This is a genomic window from Colwellia sp. Arc7-D (assembly GCF_003061515.1).
Lineage (GTDB): Bacteria > Pseudomonadota > Gammaproteobacteria > Enterobacterales > Alteromonadaceae > Cognaticolwellia.
Window position 1 is genome coordinate 211,217 of the sequence record NZ_CP028924.1, and the last position, 19,766, is coordinate 230,982.

Genomic DNA, 19,766 nt, shown 5'->3' on the forward strand with positions numbered 1-19,766 from the left:
TTTTCAGATACTAATCATCTGGTTTTAATTTTTATAGTTTGTAGGTGTCATGAAGAAGAAACATCGAGCATTTTTAAAGTGGGCAGGTGGTAAATACGCACTAAGCGATGTCATAAACTCTATGTTGCCAAAAGGAAATCGACTGATTGAACCTTTTGTCGGTGCAGGGTCGGTTTTTCTGAATAGTGATTATGACGAATATTTACTGAGCGATATCAATCAGGATCTTGTTAATCTTTATCGAATTGTTCAACGCACACCTGATAAATTTATTGCCGATGCACGACGATTTTTTACCCCTGAATATAACCAAGCGGAAAAATATTACCAATTACGTAAAGAGTTTAATGCAAGCTCAGATCCCTACTTTAGATCTCTAGTTTTTTTATATATGAATCGACATGGTTATAATGGATTATGCCGATACAATAAATCTGGTGGTTATAATGTGCCTTTTGGTAAATACAAGCGTCCATATTTTCCTGAAGCTGAACTGATTTATTTTTCAGAAAAGGCGGCAAAAGCGATATTTATTTGTGATGGATATCGACAAACTTTTGCTCATGCAAAATCGGGAGATGTTATTTATTGCGATCCGCCATATGTGCCATTAAGTAAAACGGCTAGCTTTACGAGTTATTCAGGTAATGGTTTTGGCTTAGATGAGCAAGCTGATTTAGCTAATGTTGCTGAAGAAGTGACTAAAGTACCAAATATATCTGTGCTTATTAGTAATCACGATACTATTTGGACTAGAAAAATTTATGAGCATGCAAAAAAGCAACATTCAATAGAAGTCTCTAGAACAATTAGCCAAAAAGGCAGTAAACGTAATAAGGTCTCTGAACTTCTCGCGCTGTATTAAAATGTAACTGGCGCTTAAGACCATTACCATTTATATAACCGTTCGACAATAAAGGTAAGCAAGAACCGTTAATAAGTAAACTTATAGCTTGATGTTGCCATTAAGCCTAGATACGGGGTTGGTTAATCTTAGAATAGGTTTTTAGCTTGGTAAAATGAGGCTAACGATAGCAATTAATGAGGCTATGAATATCACCACTGCAATGACCCCGGCAATAATGAAATGGCTGAATTTCCCCTCAGTAAAATCTCTTTCCCTATTTTTATCACTTTGTACGCCAAAAAATGCCGCACCGACACTTTTAAATGTTTTCTTAAAGTTACTTGAGGCCATTACTATCCTTAAACGATTAATGAGTTATTTAAGCGCATTTTAGCAGTATGTGCTAATGCGTAATATCTATCAAGCAACACGCTTTTTTAATCACTTGGTGCACACCTAAACAGAACTAGCTCTTCTAAGCGGTATTCAAGTTAAGTTGGACAAATAATACTTACTTAATTATTGCTCGGTTATGCACTTTACTTTTATATAAAACTAAGAATGATGTAAATTTATCAACATTTTGTAATTTTTCAGTTTTTTAGCTATTTTTGTATTGATATTTTCATTATATTGCATAAGGTTAAAGTATAAAAAGTAATAATTAAGCCACTGATTGAGCAGCCAAGTATAGGTTTTAAGGTTGTACCGTATTAGCATTATACCAATAGGTATTATTTTTATTGAACGGAATTCATGTCGAAATATTTAACAGGTGATACTAATTTTACAGCCAAGGTGAAAATTTTATTAAGTAAAATTTATGGCCGTAGCCCTTTAAAAGACTCTGTCTTGGAAAGAGCTATTAGTTATTTTGAACTAGAAGCATTATCACAACGTAAGCTCGATAAACTCAATAATGAGATTACTAGGCTAGTCAGTGTGGGCAGTGATAAAAGTAAAAATAAACTGACTAACCTGAAACGTGAACAACGAGATTATCTACAAGTATTACGACAGCAAAGTAATGAGCGGGCGCAACAGCTACAGTTAGTGTGTCGAGATATAATCGAATTATGTGAAGGCGAAACTCGTGCAGACACTAACAAAAAATCTGCAGAGCTTCTAGGAACCATTCAACTGTTATCACCAACAGAAGGCAGTAAAGTTGCCAGCGTAAATGAGCGCAGTAAGCCTTTATATCGTGGAGTGCTTACTTTAAGGTTACTTGATCAAATCTGTTTGAAAACCCTTTCGTCAGGTGCCTATTTAACCCAAGAGCTAGCTAAAATATCTGAATATGACTATCAAGATCTTCGTAATGAGAACGAAACCGCTTATCTTGAGTTTGTCGATCATGTAAAAATACCCATGCTAATGGCTGCTATTCTGCAAGATATTGGTAATTACCATCCTGATGCACAGATGATTATGCAAGGCAGTGATGGTAAAAAAAGTGTATTTCGTGCATTAAACGTTGAAGAACGCAAAGCCCTATTACAAATAAATTATCGCGAAACGATGAAGTATCTTGTTAATGGTATCGGCGTAGTAATGTATTTAGGTAACTCAAAAGAAGAAAGAAATACTTTTAATAAAGTCGAAACTAATAAATTGCGTTTTGTTAAACAGTTACTTAAAGGAAGTATACAGCCAAAGCTAGGGGTGGGAAATATATTAAAAATCCCCCAAATATATACCGCCATTGTTTTATCAACTAAAGATAATTACAACTACAAATTACTGCCTAAGGTATACCAAGCTTTATACCAAAATGCAGAGCGTGGTAATTGTTGCCGTGGTGTTGTAGACAGCTTATATAAAATTACTGGCGATTTCCCACAAGGGTTTGGTGTTATTTATATCCCCAAGGATAGCGATCAAAACGTTCGCTACGAATATGCCATTGTAACCCAGCTATACCCAGAGAAACCTAATGAACCGATATGTAGAATAGCCACTCGGCAGTTGGCATTTATTGGCCATGGTCATGACTTGGTTGTTAAAAAAACTAATAATCTTTATTTTGTCGAAACAGCGAAAGAGTTTTCAAGCATCAACAAAGAAAGGCTGAACGAAATTTTAGAGTTACTATCATCCAATTATCTTGAACGTAAAAAACTCGATTTACTTCCACGTTGCTGGCAGCCTGAAGAATTTTTCACACAAAAAATTAATCAAAAACTTTGGAATCGTATGAATTACAGTTAGGTAAGCAAGATTAACAATAATCTTGCTTACACTTTTTGGTTAAAACAGAGGATAAAAACAAAAATTAAAAGCAATAATGGTGGATGATTTTTGTCAGTAATAGCTCTGTTTTTGTAATTTCACTATGTGCTAAATATTCATTAGGTTGATGAGCTTGGTCAATTGAACCTGGCCCCATAACAATAGTCTGACAGCCTAACTGTTGAATAAAAGGTGCTTCTGTTGCGTAGTTAACGGCACAACAACTATGGCCAGAAAGCTTCTCAGCCGTTAGCACTAAATCACTTTCTACTGTTTGTTCAAAGCTTGGCGAGCTTGGATCTAGTTCGTTGATGGTTAAGCGTCCAGGGTATTTTTCTGCTATGGGCGCTAATGCCGTTGATAACCAAGAAACCAACTCTTCGTCTTTCATACCAGGTAAAGAGCGCATATCAATATCGAGCTCACAATGGCCACAAATCCTATTAGCATTATCGCCACCATGAATTGCGCCTAAGTTCATCGTTGGTGTTTGAACATCAAAAGCTTCATTTTGATAACTCAGGTCAAGTTTTTCTCTGAGCTTAAATAACTCACTAATGACTTGATGCATTATCTCAATAGCATTAACACCACTTGCAGGCTTGCTGGAGTGACCAGCTTGCCCTTTAATGCTAATTTTATGAGACATATGCCCTTTATGCATAACTACCGGCACTAAATTGGTTGGCTCACCTATAATAGCAACATCAGGCTTTATAATACCGCTACCAGCAAAAAATCGTGCGCCTGCCATCGTGGTTTCTTCGTCAGCAGTAGCTAAAATATATAATGGCTTCTTTAATAATTTCAGGTCTATTTGTTGGCAAACCTGCAAGATAAATGCAAAGAAGCCTTTCATGTCGCAGCTACCCAGGCCAAAGAGTTTATTATCGCTATCGGTAACTTTAAGTGGGTCAGATAACCAGCGATTTTCATCAAAAGGTACTGTGTCACTGTGGCCAGCAAGTAATAAGCCGCCATCACCCGTGCCTAATTTAGCTAGCATATTAAATTTACCTTTCGTACCAGGTACTGGTTGAATAGTAATGTCAAAACCAAGAGTTTCGAACCAAGCGGCTAGTAGGTTTATGACACTTTCATTACTTTGATCCCAGCTTGCCTGCGATGAACTAATGCTGGGTTGCGCTATTAGTTGACTAATGGCTTGAGTAAAGTTGGGTAGTTTTAATTGCGTACTTTTCATTATATATAGTAACCTAAAATTATTTCATGGGTAGTTATGCGATTTAGTTGCATAACTAGTTATATGATGATACTTTAGCACCACAATGTAAATAGCCTAATTTAACCACACTATGAAAATGTATGTAATGTATTCAACTATGCGACGACGATAGAGTCATATATTAGGTCTTGGAAGTCATGGCTTTTTAGTTAGTTTATTGAGTTTATTAATAATAGCTAGAAAGTAATCGGTCAAAGTTGAATAGAATTGCAAACGTATCGTATTAATAACACAGCCGTTGTAATTTCTAATCATAAGCTAAATGGTAAGTAAATGAACGTTGTAGTTATAGGTGCAAGTGGTTATGTAGGTGCTGAATTAATTGGGTTGCTAACGCAGCACAATAAAATATCAATTCAACATTTGTTAGTGTCTGAAAATAGTACTTCTAGTGGTAAAACTTTTGCGGAATTACATGCTCGCTGGCAGGGGATATGTGCTTTACCCCTGCATTCTTTTTCGCAGCAATGGTTTGATCAACATATTAGTTCGCCTGCGCATGGTATAGATGCCGTATTTTTTGCTACTCCTCATGAATTTAGTGCGCAATGGGCACAAGCCTTTATTGATCAAGGTATTAAAGTTTTTGATCTGTCTGGCGGGTTTCGCTTAAAAGATGCGACACATTATCCTATCCATTATGGTTTTGAACACCAATCGTTAAAAGCACTTGAACAAGCTCAGTACGGTTTAGCTGAATGGCAAGCCGATGAAATTGCAGCTAGTATGCTTATTGCTGTGCCAGGTTGTTATCCAACCGCTAGTTTGTTGTCGTTAAAACCCATTACCAGTAATGCACTTCATCAAGAAAATTCACTTATTGTCGTTAATGGCATTAGTGGGGTAACGGGTGCCGGGCGTAAAGCGTCTTTAGCAACAAGTTTTTGTGAAGTGAGTTTAACGCCTTATAATATTTTACAACACAGACACCAACCTGAAATTAGTCAAGAAGCCAATGCTGAGGTGATTTTTAATCCGCACTTAGCGCCTTATAAGCGTGGTTTATTAGTGACGGTAACATTACAGTTAAAATCTGATGTAACTAGTCAGCAAGTTGACGAAGCCTATACACAAGCATATCAAAACACTCCGTTAGTAAGAATAGTTAATACGTGGCCTAAAATAGACAATGTCGCTCATACCCCATTTGCCGATGTGCATTGGCAAGTCGATGAAGCTAAGCATGTTGTTGTTGTAAGTTGCGCTATTGATAACTTATTAAAAGGTGCAGCATCACAAGCAATACAATGCGCTAATATTAGCTTAGGTCTACCGAGTGAATATAGCTTATTGATGCCAGGGAAAAGTTTATGAAAAAACCCGTCGTGATAAAAATTGGTGGGGCTATTTTAGATGGCTACAACCAAGGTAACACTTTCGCTTTGACAGCATTATTGTCAGTTATTGCTAGTTTAAAAGATCAGCCTGTCGTGATAGTACACGGCGGCGGTTGCGTTGTAGATGAAATGCTTGCCCAAGCAGGATTTACAACCGAGAAAAAGCACGGTTTACGTGTGACACCAAAAGCGCAAATGCCAATTATTAGTGGTGCCCTTGCGGGAAGTGTTAATAAAGCTATCGTTGCAACTGCAGCTAGCTTGAAGCTAGCTGCAGTTGGCTTATCTCTTACTGATGGCAAAATGGTTCAATGTGACTTAAGCCCTTTAGAGTTAGGGCAAGTAGGCGTACCTAAGCCTTTTAGTAGCGCATTACTGGATACACTGTTAAAAGCTAACTTTTTACCTATTGTTTCGTCAATTGGTGCTTTAGAAAATGGTGAGCTCGTGAATGTAAATGCTGATGATGCCGCCGTTGCGATATGTCAGCTACTCAATGCTGAGCTGCTATTACTCACTGATGTTAATGGTGTTAAAGGTGCTACAGGAGAATATTTAAGTTCACTTAATCGTGAGCAAGCAGAAGCGCTGATTAGTAGTGGTGTTATTGCTGGAGGCATGACCGCAAAAGTAAATGCAGCGTTGCAAGCGGCAAATAAGTTACGACGAAGTATCGCGGTTGCTAGTTGGCAATCGCCTGAGCAAATTATCGATTTACTCAATGGTGCCAACGTAGGTACCCGAATACAGCCAAGTGTTAGTTAAACATAAATAACCAAAACACGTCGTGAACTCGTTTTCGTACAGGATATAATTTTAATGAACTTAGAACATTTCTTAGCTGATGATCAGCTAAATAAACAACAAATACTCGATTTAATTGCCTTAGCACGTGATATTAAACAGCAGCCTAAAAAATACAATCAGGCTTTAGCGGGCAAGTCGGTTGCAATGATATTTGAGAAGCCGTCTTTAAGAACACATGTCAGTTTTGATATCGGTATCAATAAATTAGGTGGGCATGCACTTTACTTAGGCCAACAAAATGGTAAGTTAGGTGATCGTGAAAGGGTTAGCGACTACGCTAAAAACCTATCGTGTTATGCCGACGCTATTGTTGCTCGCGTATTTAGTAACAGTTCTATTGAGCAATTGGCTGCACATGGTAGCGTACCAGTGATTAATGCTTTGTGTGATGTATATCACCCATGCCAAGCATTAGCTGATTTTGTCACCCTTGCAGAAAACTTTTCTGATTTAACCACCATCAAGCTCGCCTATGTTGGTGATGCCAATAATGTGTCAAATTCATTAATGATTATGGCGGCTATTATCGGTGTTGATTTCACGTTAGTTTGTCCACAAGGTCATGGTCCAGATGAAACCATGCTTAATAAGGCAGTGAAATTTAGCGAAATATCAGGCAGTAAATTATTTTTTAGCCACGATATTTCAGCGTTAGGTCAACAAGATGCTATTTATACTGATACTTGGATATCTATGGGCAGTAACACCAACGTCGCTGATATTTTAGCAACCTTTAAGCCATATCAAGTTAACCATGAATTAATGGCTACAGCAGGGGCAAGTATAGTTATGCATTGTCAGCCGGCTCACCTTGAAGAAGAAATTACCACCGAGTTATTCGACAGCGAAATGTCAGTGGCTTTTCAATCCGCAGAGAATCGTATGTGGGCACAAAATGCCGTGTTAGTTACATTATTAGCGGACTAATCACGCAGTTGTTATTAAACAAATAAATCATATTTAATTTTAAAAATACTTTTTAGCCTAGCCAATTCCATAGAGTTAGCTAGACTGATGATAAAAAATTGTAAAGGAAAAAAATCATGGCATTAGCAGCAAAGAAAAACATTAAAAAAGTCGTATTGGCCTATTCTGGCGGTTTAGATACATCAGCAATTATTCCTTGGTTAAAAGAGAATTATGATGGTTGTGAAGTTGTCGCATTTTGTGCTGATGTTGGACAAGGCGAAGAAGAGCTTGTTGGCATTAAAGAAAAAGCGATAGCTTCAGGTGCATCAGAATGTTATGTAGTTGACCTAAAAGAAGAATATGTTAAAGATTATATTTACCCTATCATCAAAACTGGTGCGGTTTATGAAGGACAGTATTTGTTAGGTACTTCAATGGCACGTCCAGTGATTGCCAAAGCTCATATTGAAATTGCCTTAAAAGTTGGTGCTGATGCCGTTTGTCACGGTTGTACTGGTAAAGGTAATGACCAAGTACGTTTCGAAGCTTGTTTTGCTGCTTTAGCTCCACAGTTAACAGTTATTGCGCCATGGCGTGAGTGGGACATGGTTTCACGTGAAGACTTATTAGATTATTTAGCTGAACGTAATATTCCTTGTGCTGCCTCTTTAACAAAGATTTATAGCCGTGACGCAAATGCGTGGCATATATCGCATGAAGGTGGTGAGCTAGAAGACCCTTGGTGTGAGCCTTCAAAAGAAGTATGGACCATGACAGTTGATCCAATGGATGCACCTAATGAAGCTGGCAAAGTCATGTTAAGTTTTGAAGCAGGTGAGTTAGTTGCCGTTGATGGTAAACCTATGTCAGCGTATCAGTCATTAATGTATTTAAATGAAAAAGCCGCCGCTCATGGTGTTGGCCGTATTGATATTGTTGAAAACCGTTTAGTAGGTATGAAGTCACGTGGTTGTTACGAAACTCCAGGTGGCACCGTATTAATGGCAGCCTATAAAGGTTTAGAATCACTTATTCTAGACAAAGAATCACTTAAATATCGTGAATCGGTTGGTCATGAGTTTTCACACGTAATTTATGACGGTCGTTGGTTTACGCCACTTGCTAAAGCGCAACTTGCTTCAGCAGCATCTTTTGCTGAAAAAGTTACTGGTGATGTAGTAGTAAAACTTTATAAAGGCATGGCGCAAGTCACTCAACGTCGTTCACCAAACAGTTTATATTCAGAAGAGTTTGCTACTTTCGGTGCTGACGATGTTTACGACCAAAAACATGCAGAAGGTTTTATTCGTTTGTTCAGTTTATCAAGTAGAATAACCGCACTAAAACAAGCAGACTCAGTATTAACTGAAAAGAAATAAAAAAGGTAGAGGAATTTAGCCATGGCATTATGGGGCGGACGGTTTAAAGAGCAAGCGAGTGTACAGTTTAAAAAGTTTAATGACTCTTTACCTGTTGATTATCGTATGGCAGTGCAAGACATTGTTGGATCAATTGCTTGGGCAGAAGCATTAACTACGGTTGATGTGCTAAGCCAAGCAGAATTTCAAGAATTGAAAGCAGCGCTGCTAGAGTTAAAAGCATCAGTAGAAGAAAATCCGAAGCAAATTTTAGCTTCCGATGCTGAAGACATACACAGCTGGGTAGAAATTAACCTGATTGAAAAAACGGGTGATTTAGGCAAGAAATTGCATACCGGCCGCAGCCGTAATGACCAAGTTGCCACTGATTTAAAACTTTGGTGCAAGGAAACTGGTAGTGATTTACTTTATGCATTAGTGAACTTACAACAAGCTATGCTAGATCTTGCTGAACGCGAACGTAATACGGTACTGCCAGGCTATACCCATTTACAACGTGCTCAACCGATTACCTTTGGTCATTGGTGTTTGGCTTATGTTGAAATGTTTAACCGTGATATAGGACGTTTAAAAGATGCTTTATATCGTGCAGACACTTCGCCATTAGGCTCAGGCGCCTTAGCGGGTACAGCTTACCCGATTGATCGTGAAAAACTGGCCCATAACCTTGGTTTTAGAAGCGCAACGCTGAATAGTTTAGATGCAGTTTCAGACCGTGATCATGTCATTGAGTTATTATCAACTGCCAGTATCAGCATGATGCACTTGTCACGTTTTGCAGAAGATTTAGTGTTTTACAATTCAGGCGAAGCCGGTTTTGTTGAAATGAGCGATTTGGTTAGCTCTGGCTCATCATTAATGCCGCAAAAGAAAAATCCAGATGCTTGTGAATTACTGCGTGGTAAAGCAGGCCGAGTAATGGGCTCTCTTACCGGTATGATGATGACAATGAAAGCCTTACCGCTTGCCTACAATAAAGACATGCAAGAAGACAAAGAAGGTTTATTTGACGCGCTTGATACGTGGCAAGAATGTATGCAAATGGCTGTTTTAGTTGCAGAAGGTTTAACGGTAAATCGTGCCCGTACATTAGCTGCTGCTCAACAAGGTTATGCAAACTCAACCGAGCTTGCAGACTATCTTGTAAGTAAAGATATTCCATTTCGCGAAGCACATCATATTGTTGGTGAAGTGGTATTGGCGGCAATCGATGCTGGTCATGCACTAGAAGACTTCTCGATTGCGCAATTACAAAAATTTAGTGACAGAATAGAGCAAGATGTTTACCAACATTTATCCATTGAGTCGTGTTTAGATAAACGTGGTGCAATAGGTGGTACTTCTCGTCAACAAGTTGAAAAAGCCTTAGCAGAAGTGCAGTCGGGTAATCTTTTATCTGATAATCAAGATACTCTAAACACACAAGTTTTAGGGGCACCCAGTAAAACGCAAATCAACATGACCTTAAAACAAGTTAAACAACGTTTGAATGCGCAACGAGCAGCCGCTATGTCGGTTCGAAGAGCAAGAATGTCAGACATTGATAGTATTTCGGCGTTAGTTGATTACTGGGCAGATCTTGGAGAAATATTACCGCGCAGTCGCGACAATATTATTCATGACGTACAAAATTTTGTTGTCGCAGAAGTTGACGGTGTTGTTGTGGGTTGTGCATCACTTTATATTTATCAAACGGGACTAGCTGAAATTCGCTCGGTCGTTATTGATAAAAGTGCTCATGGTCAAGGCCAAGGGCAAGCGCTAGTGCAATATTTATTAGAATTTGCTCATCAAATTCAACTACAAAAAATTATAGTGCTGACTTATATTCCACAATATTTTGAGCAATTAGGCTTTAACTTAATTGATAAAAACTCATTAGCTGACAATATTATTGAAGACAGTGAGCAAAGTCCGCATAAAGACCCTGCAGATGAAGTGGCGATGGAATATATTGTTAATCGCTGTGCAGAAGAAGCATAGTCGTTTTAGCATTGGTAGTAAGTGATCGATATTAGTGAACAAATGTCATGAATAGTAATGAAGAAAATGTAAAGTGGTTTAGAAGTGCTGCGCCCTATATTAACGCCCATCGCGGTAAAACCTTTGTGTTAATGTTTGGCGGAGAAGCAGTGCAACATGCTAATTTTGCTAATATTATTCATGATATTGCTTTACTAAGAAGTTTAGGTGTGAAGTTAGTTTTAGTGCATGGTGCGCGCGTGCAAATAGAAGAGCGGTTAACCGCTCGCGCACTGCCACAGCACATAGAAAACAACATTCGAATTACCGATGCAGAGACTTTACTCGCTGTTAAAGACGCTACCGGTTCACTGCGTATTCATATTGAAGCCCTGCTAACTATGGGCTTAGTTAATTCGCCGATGCATGGTGCACAAATACGGGTTAGCACGGGTAACTTTGTTATTGCTAAGCCCATTGGTGTTCGTGACGGTATTGATTTTAAACATAGTGGTTTAGTACGCAGAATTGATGCTGAGGGCATTAATACACAATTGAATTTTGGTTCAATAGTATTGCTATCGCCAGTAGGTTATTCGTCAACAGGCGAAGTGTTTAATTTAGCGTTAGAAGATGTTGCAGCACAGGCTGCAATTGCCTTAAAAGCAGATAAGTTAATCACCTTAACCGAACAAGATGGTTTAATCGATAAAAAAGGCGCGTTAATCCGAAGTTGTGGTATTGCGACGGTTAGTCAACTGCTTGCCGATCAAAAAGATCATGTACAACAATTACTGTTAAAAGCCATTATCCAGTGTGGTAAACAAGGTGTTGAGCGTTGTCATAGTGTCAGCTACACCAGCGATAGTGCTTTATTACAAGAGCTGTTCACGCGTGATGGTGCAGGCACCCTAATAGCTAAAGATTATCAAGAGCAACTGTCGGCTGCCAATATTGATGATGTTGGTGGTATTTTAGAATTAATTGCCCCTCTCGAAGAAGAAGGTGTACTTGTAAAGCGTTCTCGTGAGTTACTTGAAATTGAAATTGATCGCTTTACCGTGATTAAAAAAGAAGACGTTATTATCGCTTGTGCAGCACTTTACCCTTACCCGGAGGCTAAAACAGGCGAAATTGCCTGTTTAGTCATTCACCCTGATTATAGAGGTGGTAATCGAGGTATTAGGCTAATTCAAGCGCTTGAAGAAGCAGCTAAAAGGCAAAGCCTCAATTCTATTTTCGTCTTAACTACGGTTAGTGCTCATTGGTTTATTGAACAAGGTTATAGTGAGCAAGCCATTGAAAACCTTCCAGAAGGTAAGCAAAAGATGTATAACATTCAACGTAAGTCTAAGGCATTTACTAAAGCCATTTAATTATTGAAGCTTACCATAGATATAAAAAGCAACCAGCAAGGTTGCTTTTTTTGTGCCTCTAACATTTACCAACGCTATACTTAATATCGGTTACAAATTATAACAAATCATTTCAATAGAATTTGTTTTTGTGCATACTAGGTAATATAAATGGCTAAACTGCCAACCGGATTAACGTACTTATCCGTATAATAATAATAAAAAATAGGCAAATTTGAGATATGAGTTTTTCTCGATTCTTAGCTGTATGTGCAACTTATTGCACATTTAGCACGTTAGTATTGGCAGAATCTGACAATACACTAGCGTTTAGCGTAGTTCCTGAAGCGGGTTATATAGATAATTTTTTATATTTATCTAATAACGAACCAGGTACTCGTTTTTATTCGCTAAGCTCTGATGTATCTTTAACTTCAAAAAGCCAACAATCGGCATTTAACTTCGATGCTAATATTGCCACGCATCTTTTCGATAAGTTCGAGGATGACAACCATACCAATTTCACTATCATTCCTAAATATCAATTCAAGTTTAGTCAAAATCAACGGCTACATGTTTCTGCACTTTGGTTAAACAATTACATTTATCGCGGTACAGGTTTATCTTTAGGCCAAGCTGAAGCCTTATCAAAAGGTGATGAACAAGAAATTTTAGGTGCAAGTATTGGCTATGAGTACGGCACATTTGAATCTCAAGGCAGAGTAAACTTCGGCCTTAACTATCAAGAAAGTGAATTTACTACTCGACGTGCTGACACCAACAGATTAGATACAGAAATACTGCACATAAAATCGAGTTTTGATTATTTATTATCGGGGAAAACGTATTTAGCCTTTGATCTTGATTACAAAATTATCGACTACCCGAATGATCCTCTCATTAGTCGAGACAGCATAGCGGGACTCATTGGTGTTAAATGGTACACCACGGTGATCAGCGAACTTAACTTTCTTGTTGGTTATCAGAACTTAACTTTCGAAGATAATCGCTTAAGCGATGATAGTGCGTTCAAGTGGCGAGTTGACTACACATGGCGTCCATCTGATTTTACTACCCTGCATATTGTATCAAATCGAAAATTTGATGAAACCTATCGGTTAATCAGCAGTTATCGTTTAGCACAAACATATCAAATTGATGTTATGCATGACTTTACAGAGCATTTATCTGTCTTTTTTGCTGTCGGTATTAATAACGATGAATTTATATCGCCACTGGGAAGTAAAGATGAAGACTATTTATTTACTACGCTGGAATTAGATTACGCGTACAACGATCGTTTAAGTTTTCAATTGTCTTATGACTATAAAACACTCGATGCAAATTATGGCAATATCGACTTTGCGTATAACAAACTAGGTATTAGCCTAAAACTTGATTTGTAAGTCACGAATATTTGTATCTGGCAAAAATAGCAGTTAAGCAGTAAATGCAATAATAGATAAATTTTAATTGCTTAAGCGTGTGAACAGATACTAAGTGGCAGTAATAATGTTACTAACATTTAAGAGTCAGTAGAGAGCTTTAACTTGATGTTAAATTTTTAACATAATCGGATGAAAGATATGCGAATTTTAATCTTTGGCTTGTTGTTTTTTCTTGCCCATGCAACAGGTAGTGATTATACATTAGGTGCTGGCGATCAAGTTCAGATCACGGTTTATGGCGAAAAAGATTTAACCACCAACATTAAAATTAATAAATCTGGTGTTATTTCTTTTCCATTTTTATCTGATATTAAGGTGGCGGGGTTATCGCCAAAAGAATTAGAGAATAAAATTGCAAACGGCTTACGTGGTGATTATCTCATTGACCCACAAGTAAGTGTGTCTATTGCAATGTATCGACCTTTTTTTATTCATGGGCAAGTTAAGCGCCCGGGAGGTTATCCTTTTCAAGAGGATTTAACCCTAGATAAAGCGATAGCTATCGCTGGTGGTCTAGCAGCTAGAGCGTCGAAGTCATCTTGGAATATTACAAGATTAGTCGATGGTAAAAAATTGGTAATTGACGCGAATGTCTCTAGCGCGATTTTACCAGACGATATAATAGAAATTGAGCAAAGCTTTTTTTGAAAACAATAGAAAATAAAAATTTAATATCCATTAATGAAGAAGTGGCTTTAAAAGAAATTTTAACGCCACTTTGGTCGCGTCGATGGAAAATTATATTTTTTACTTTGATCTTGACACTTTTAGCTGCAGTTTATGTATCGTTACTTAAACCTTCATATAGTGCGACTGCAATTCTACAAATTGGTACTAACAAACCTGCGAATACCTTATCGATTAATGATGCCTTTAATGAATCAAATGCCAGTAAAGAGCAAATTCAAACACAATTTGAGTTATTACGTTCTCGAAAGTTTGCCGAGCGTGTTATTTATCAACTTAATCTAGTTAAACACGCAGAATTCAATAGCGGGAAATATAACGATAAACTTGTTTTTCTTACTAACGTGGGGCAACGAAAATCTCAAGCGACAGTCAGTGATGTTGTTCGAAAATTTCAACAAAATTTATCCATAGTACCAATTGCGGGTACTGAGTTAGTTAAAATATCTTATGTATCTTTTTCTGCACAATTATCACAAGAAATAGCGAATCAAGTGGGTGTTACGTATCTGCAATATCAAGACGAAATTCATAGTGCATCAAAAGAAACCACTTCTCAGTGGCTGGTTGACCAACTTGAAGAGTTAGGCAAAAAACTGCAACTGTCAGAGTTGTCTTTGCAAGCATATCGAGAAGCTGAAGGTATTGTCGATATTCATGGTGTGGTGGGCTTGGTAGGCTCTCAACTGACAGAGTTAACATCGGAAACCTTGAAGGCGGCGAAATTAGCCGATGATCTTGCTATTTCACATCAAGAGATTCAAAAATACTCAGGAGATATTGCAAAGCTCAGTGAGCTACATGAAATAAGTAGTCATGCAACGTTAATGCAATTACGTCGAGAAGAAGAGAAAGTTGAACGTAAAATGTTCGAGTTATCGAAACGATATGGCCCTAAGCATCCGAAACAAATTGCCGTTAATGCCGAATTAATGTCCTTACAAAACCGTATTACACAGCAAGTTTACGATATTGTTATCTCAATGGAGAAAGAATATTATAGTGCAATAGAGAAGGTTAATGGTACAAAACAGCGCTTAGATATCGCTAAAAAAGACTACTTACGCTTAAGTCGTTTGCAAAATAAATTTTCGCAGTTAACGCGTGAAGTGGATACCAACAAAGAGCTTTACAATAACTATTTAGTACGCTTAAAAGAAGCTGATGCTATGGGTAACTATAAATCGAATTTTTATGTTCGGTTTATAGATAAAGCAACCGTACCAAAAAGCCAGTCTGCACCTAATAAAATAATGGTGATAGCTTTCACATTTATACTCTCGCTAGCTGTGATTTCGTTGATTATTATCATGCGTGAATTGTTAATGGATACATTGAATTCGCGCCGAAAATTGGATAATTTTAATGACGCACCTATTCTCGCTGTTTTACCAAAAATCAAGGTGAGAGCTCATCAAAAAAAGGAAGATGCTTACACTACTGATAATAGATTTACTGAAGCGATAAGAACATTACGCACTGCTTTGTTATTTAATAATGAAAAGAAGCCGCCGAAAATTATAGCAGTAACTTCTTCAGTGCCTAATGAAGGTAAATCGACTGTTGCGTTGCATCTTGCTCGTTCGTTCAGTGAAATGGAAAAAGTGTTACTTATAGAAGCCGATATGCGACACCCAACCATTGCTAAAAATATGAATTTGAACGAACATCGCCCAGGATTATCTAATTTGTTAGCTAAAACGCATCAAATTAATGAATGTATTATTCGTGATAAAAACGTCAAATTAGATATTTTAACCTCAGGTGTAACCCCCGCTAATCCGTTAGCCTTTCTCTCAATGAAACGTTTTAATATGTTGATTAAAGTATTTGGCAACTTTTATGATCGTATTATTATTGAAACTCCACCTGTTCATGCAGTGAGTGACGCCGTTATTATCTCAAAATTAGTGGATAGTGTTATTTATATTGTGCACGGTAACAAAACTAAACGAGAACAAATTTCGTCAGGTCTTAGAATGCTAAAACAAGTGAATGCACCAATTGAAGGTGTGGTGGTTAACCACAGTGAAAATATTGATACTGATAAATATCAGAATAAATATTATACCGAGCGTGACAATATCATTAAGCTCGCGGCCAGAAAACGCGGTTAACTCAAACTTATTATCATTTACTTACTTAATTCAATTGCGATCAAAGCAGTTTATGCCTTGGCTATTTTTGCGTACAATAGGGCAAATTTTTAATAGTCACTGTTATGAAAATACGTACAAACTTCTCCTTAAAATCTTTCAATAGCTTTAATGTGCCTGTTGTTACGCCAGAGATATTTTTTCCATCGACGTTAAAAGAGTTGGCTGAAATACCAGTAGCAAAAGCGACGTCATCTTATATTCTCGGTGAAGGTACCAACTCTTTATTTTGCCAAACAAGTGCTCCTATTATCATTAAACCCAGTCTTATGGGCATTGAAGTCAACGAAAGCGATGAATATTTTAAAGTTAAAGTTGCGTGTGCAGAAAATTGGCATGATTTTGTGCTGTTTTGTATTAAACATGGCATATTCGGTTTAGAAAATTTAGCCTTAATCCCTGGAAGTGTTGGTGCTGCACCTGTGCAAAACATAGGTGCTTATGGCATCGAAGTGTGCGATTTCATCGAGTCTGTTTCATGGTTCGATTTTGCTCAACAAAAACAAATAAACTTTACTAACGCGCAATGTCAATTTGGTTATCGTGACAGTATTTTTAAGCAAGCGTTAAATGGTTCGGGTATTATTACCCATGTTAATTTCGTTTTTCCAAAAGCTTGGCAAGCAGTAAATAGCTATCAAGGTTTGAGCGATATTGCCTCACCTGTTACACCTGAAGCTATAATGGCAAAGGTCATTCAGCTTCGCCAAGCCAAATTACCTGATCCTAAAGACTTGCCTAACGCGGGCAGTTTCTTTAAAAATCCTATAGTGAAAGAAGCTTTGTTTAATAAACTGCATCATCAGTATTCTACTATGCCGCATTATCGACAATCTAATGGTGACATAAAGCTAGCAGCGGGATGGTTAATTGAACAAACAGGTCTTAAAGGCTTTCGTCAACACGGTGTTGGCGTGCATGAAAACCAAGCCTTAGTTATTATCAATTATGAAAGTGAACAGGGCGAACAAATTGTAGCTCTGTCGGTTTATATTCAGGAACAAGTTATGGCTAAATTTAACATCCAATTAGTGCCAGAAGTTCGGTTTATTGGTGCTAACGGTGAATTGCGCAATGCCAATACAGGAAGTGAAAATGAAAGCCATACGTGAGCAATTAATAAAGAGGTTGGTCAAAGGTGAGTTTTTATCAGGCCAAGCTTTAGGTGAGGAGTTAGGTGTTAGCCGAGCTGCCATTTCAAAGCATATTAGTGCTTTGCAAGAAATAGGCTTCGATATATTTAGTGTTACCGGTAAAGGTTATCGTTTAGCAAGCCCAATTGAACTTCTCGATGAAAGCCGTATTACGCAATTACTTATTGAGCAAAAAACGCAAGCAAAAGTAGAAGTACATAACTTAATTGATTCTACTAATAGTTACTTAATGCGACGCTTACCTAATCAAAATATTCCTGGGCAAGTGTGTATCGCTGAGCACCAAAGTGCAGGGCGAGGGCGAAGAGGGCGGCAGTGGATTTCTCCTTTTGGTTCGCATATTTATTTATCGATGTATTGGCATTTAGAGCAAGGTATGTCGGCTGCAATGGGCTTAAGCGTTGTCGCTGCACTTGCCGTGAGTGATGCTATAAAATCTTTGTATAGTGTTGATGTTGAACTGAAATGGCCAAATGACATTTATTTTAATGGTGTCAAACTTGCGGGAATTTTAATTGATCTTGAAGGTCAAGCAATGGAGCCTTGTCATTGTGTTATTGGTATTGGTTTAAATATTAAAATGCCAGAAAAGAGTGCAGCCTTAGTTGACCAACCTTGGATTGATTTATCGACGGCGCTTGGTGTAGATATAGATCGTAATGTTTTGGCGGCCAGTATTATTTCAGCATTGCTTACACGCCTTAAAGTACACAGCGAAACAGGTATAAATACCATGGTTGCGCAATGGCAATCACAAGATTTTTATTACAATAAACCAGTTTCATTAATCACGGGAGAAAAAGTTACCCGGGGTATTTGTCGCGGCATTAACGCACAAGGCGCATTAATGCTAGAAATAAACGGCCAAGTTAGTCCTGTTTATGGCGGTGAAGTAAGTTTAAGGGCTGGTATATGAGACTATTAGTTGATGTTGGTAACACGCAGGTAAAATATGTGCTGCAAGGCACTAAAACCTCTTCGGTATTCTCTGATGTTATATATGTAGATTATCAGACTTTTCAAAACCAATTATCGCAAGGTGAGTTTTCACAAGTCACTGAAATTATTGTGGCTAACGTGCATGGACAGGAAGTACTTGAATCAATTGAATGCTGGGCTACAGAAAAAAATATTGCCTGCTTACAAGTTCACAGCAGTGCACAAGCTTTTGGTGTTACGTCTTCTTATCATCAAGCAGAACGCTTAGGTGTTGACCGTTGGCTAGCTTTAATAGGAGCCAAGCAGCTTTACCCACAACAAAACATACTAATTATTGATGCCGGTACAGCAACAACAGTGGATATTTTAGATGTTAATGGTCAGCATCATGGTGGTTGGATAATGCCTGGCGTAGAGGTGCTATTTAGTAGCTTGTTGTCTCGAACTAATAAAATTGTTGCCTCACCAAGTGCTAGCGCAAGCCTTGAATTTGGTACCGACAGCTCAAGTTGCTTAAATCATGGCAGTTGGGCTATGACTATTGGCGCTATCAAAGAAGCGATTACCCAAGCAAACAACTTGCTTGTACTGAACAAAGTGTTAATCACTGGCGGCAATGCTCAAGAAATTGCTAACCTTATTCCAGAGACTTGTCAGCTTGAGCCAAAGCTAATATTTCATGGCTTAAGCTGTTTTAAGGCCACTGAACGACGAGATACAATCAACAATTAAATGTCATTGTGTGCAAAAAACCATCAAACGCATAAAAACATGCTTTTTTTTGCATTTTGGTGTTGCAAGCTAGAAAACATTACTCTAGAATTCGCACCACTTAATGTAGTGCCGACTTAGCTCAGTTGGTAGAGCAACTGACTTGTAATCAGTAGGTCGCCAGTTCGACTCCGGCAGTCGGCACCATTAATACATTACTTGTAATGTGAAAAATAAAATTTGGAGGGGTTCCCGAGTGGCCAAAGGGATCAGACTGTAAATCTGACGGCTCAGCCTTCGGTGGTTCGAATCCACCTCCCTCCACCATTTTAACAGAGATAATCTGATAGATTAGCGGGTGTCGTATACTGGCTATTACCTCAGCCTTCCAAGCTGATGAAGCGGGTTCGATTCCCGCCACCCGCTCCAGTCTTTATAGAGAAATGCTGATATGGCTCAGTTGGTAGAGCGCACCCTTGGTAAGGGTGAGGTCGGCAGTTCGAATCTGCCTATCAGCACCACTTCTTCTTTAGACCTTCTATAGATTAATCAATGTTTAACACAATAAATTAATTTATTTAATGTACCCAGAGGTAT

Annotated in this window: 16 protein-coding genes and 4 tRNA genes; 18 read left to right on the forward strand and 2 right to left on the reverse strand. The window is 38.1% G+C overall.

Features of this window, described 5'->3' with window-relative positions; all coding sequences use genetic code 11:
* Positions 1–49 precede the first annotated feature (49 nt).
* The gene (locus tag DBO93_RS00905) at positions 50–865 is read left to right on the forward strand and encodes a Dam family site-specific DNA-(adenine-N6)-methyltransferase (RefSeq protein ID WP_108454649.1); all 816 of its coding nucleotides are present in this window, start codon (positions 50–52) and stop codon (positions 863–865) included.
* Between the two features lie 141 nt (positions 866–1,006).
* Here DBO93_RS00905 and DBO93_RS00910 read toward each other — a convergent pair whose 3' ends face one another.
* Entirely contained in the window at positions 1,007–1,198 is a 192-nt protein-coding gene (locus tag DBO93_RS00910; RefSeq protein WP_108454650.1) for a DUF2970 domain-containing protein, read from the reverse strand.
* A gap of 405 nt (positions 1,199–1,603) precedes the next feature.
* Here DBO93_RS00910 and DBO93_RS00915 point away from each other — a divergent pair, with 405 nt between their 5' ends.
* A complete protein-coding gene (locus tag DBO93_RS00915) occupies positions 1,604–3,058 on the forward strand; it encodes a hypothetical protein (protein WP_108454651.1) in 1,455 nt (484 codons plus the stop codon).
* Between the two features lie 64 nt (positions 3,059–3,122).
* Here the strand turns inward: DBO93_RS00915 and argE are convergent, their stop codons facing one another.
* Positions 3,123–4,283 (reverse strand): acetylornithine deacetylase, encoded by a 1,161-nt coding sequence (gene argE / locus DBO93_RS00920; RefSeq protein WP_108454652.1) that lies wholly within the window; start codon positions 4,281–4,283, stop codon positions 3,123–3,125.
* Positions 4,284–4,598: 315 nt separating this feature from the next.
* On the opposite strand from argE, the gene argC reads away from it, so the two are divergent.
* The 16 genes from argC (at position 4,599) to DBO93_RS01000 (ending at position 19,690) form a co-directional block, all read left to right on the forward strand.
* Positions 4,599–5,639, forward strand: a complete 1,041-nt coding sequence (argC, locus tag DBO93_RS00925; RefSeq protein ID WP_108454653.1) for an N-acetyl-gamma-glutamyl-phosphate reductase — start codon at positions 4,599–4,601, stop codon at positions 5,637–5,639.
* Positions 5,636–6,427 (forward strand): acetylglutamate kinase, encoded by a 792-nt coding sequence (argB, locus tag DBO93_RS00930; protein ID WP_108454654.1) that lies wholly within the window; start codon positions 5,636–5,638, stop codon positions 6,425–6,427. The genes argC and argB overlap by 4 nt, the downstream gene beginning before the upstream one ends.
* A 54-nt stretch (positions 6,428–6,481) precedes the next feature.
* Positions 6,482–7,396: an ornithine carbamoyltransferase gene (locus DBO93_RS00935; RefSeq protein ID WP_108454655.1), complete on the forward strand. Its 915-nt coding sequence runs from the start codon at positions 6,482–6,484 to the stop codon at positions 7,394–7,396.
* 116 nt (positions 7,397–7,512) lie between these two features.
* Positions 7,513–8,757 (forward strand): argininosuccinate synthase, encoded by a 1,245-nt coding sequence (locus tag DBO93_RS00940; protein ID WP_108454656.1) that lies wholly within the window; start codon positions 7,513–7,515, stop codon positions 8,755–8,757.
* Positions 8,758–8,778: 21 nt separating this feature from the next.
* Positions 8,779–10,740, forward strand: coding sequence for an argininosuccinate lyase (argH, locus tag DBO93_RS00945; RefSeq protein ID WP_108454657.1), 1,962 nt, complete (start codon positions 8,779–8,781; stop codon positions 10,738–10,740).
* Positions 10,741–10,787: 47 nt separating this feature from the next.
* Positions 10,788–12,095 carry an amino-acid N-acetyltransferase gene (argA, locus tag DBO93_RS00950; RefSeq protein ID WP_108454658.1) on the forward strand — a complete coding sequence of 436 codons (1,308 nt, stop codon included), beginning with the start codon at positions 10,788–10,790 and terminating at the stop codon, positions 12,093–12,095.
* 221 nt (positions 12,096–12,316) lie between these two features.
* Positions 12,317–13,480, forward strand: coding sequence for an outer membrane beta-barrel protein (locus DBO93_RS00955; protein WP_108454659.1), 1,164 nt, complete (start codon positions 12,317–12,319; stop codon positions 13,478–13,480).
* Positions 13,481–13,660: 180 nt separating this feature from the next.
* Entirely contained in the window at positions 13,661–14,170 is a 510-nt protein-coding gene (locus tag DBO93_RS00960; RefSeq protein ID WP_239059059.1) for a polysaccharide biosynthesis/export family protein, read from the forward strand.
* Complete coding sequence (locus DBO93_RS00965) at positions 14,167–16,326, forward strand: polysaccharide biosynthesis tyrosine autokinase (RefSeq protein ID WP_108454661.1); 2,160 nt, start codon at positions 14,167–14,169, stop codon at positions 16,324–16,326. Before DBO93_RS00960 ends, DBO93_RS00965 begins: the two co-directional genes overlap by 4 nt.
* Positions 16,327–16,430: 104 nt before the next feature.
* Positions 16,431–17,477, forward strand: a complete 1,047-nt coding sequence (murB, locus tag DBO93_RS00970; RefSeq protein WP_108454662.1) for a UDP-N-acetylmuramate dehydrogenase — start codon at positions 16,431–16,433, stop codon at positions 17,475–17,477.
* Positions 17,461–18,435, forward strand: a complete 975-nt coding sequence (birA, locus tag DBO93_RS00975; RefSeq protein ID WP_108454663.1) for a bifunctional biotin--[acetyl-CoA-carboxylase] ligase/biotin operon repressor BirA — start codon at positions 17,461–17,463, stop codon at positions 18,433–18,435. Before murB ends, birA begins: the two co-directional genes overlap by 17 nt.
* A complete protein-coding gene (locus DBO93_RS00980; protein WP_108454664.1) occupies positions 18,432–19,190 on the forward strand; it encodes a type III pantothenate kinase in 759 nt (252 codons plus the stop codon). The genes birA and DBO93_RS00980 overlap by 4 nt, the downstream gene beginning before the upstream one ends.
* Positions 19,191–19,300: 110 nt before the next feature.
* A tRNA-Thr gene (locus DBO93_RS00985) sits at positions 19,301–19,376 on the forward strand.
* A 35-nt stretch (positions 19,377–19,411) separates the two neighbouring features.
* Positions 19,412–19,496, forward strand: a tRNA-Tyr gene (locus DBO93_RS00990).
* Between the two features lie 27 nt (positions 19,497–19,523).
* Positions 19,524–19,598 (forward strand) — tRNA-Gly (locus DBO93_RS00995).
* 16 nt (positions 19,599–19,614) lie between these two features.
* Positions 19,615–19,690 (forward strand) — tRNA-Thr (locus DBO93_RS01000).
* Positions 19,691–19,766: the final 76 nt, after the last annotated feature.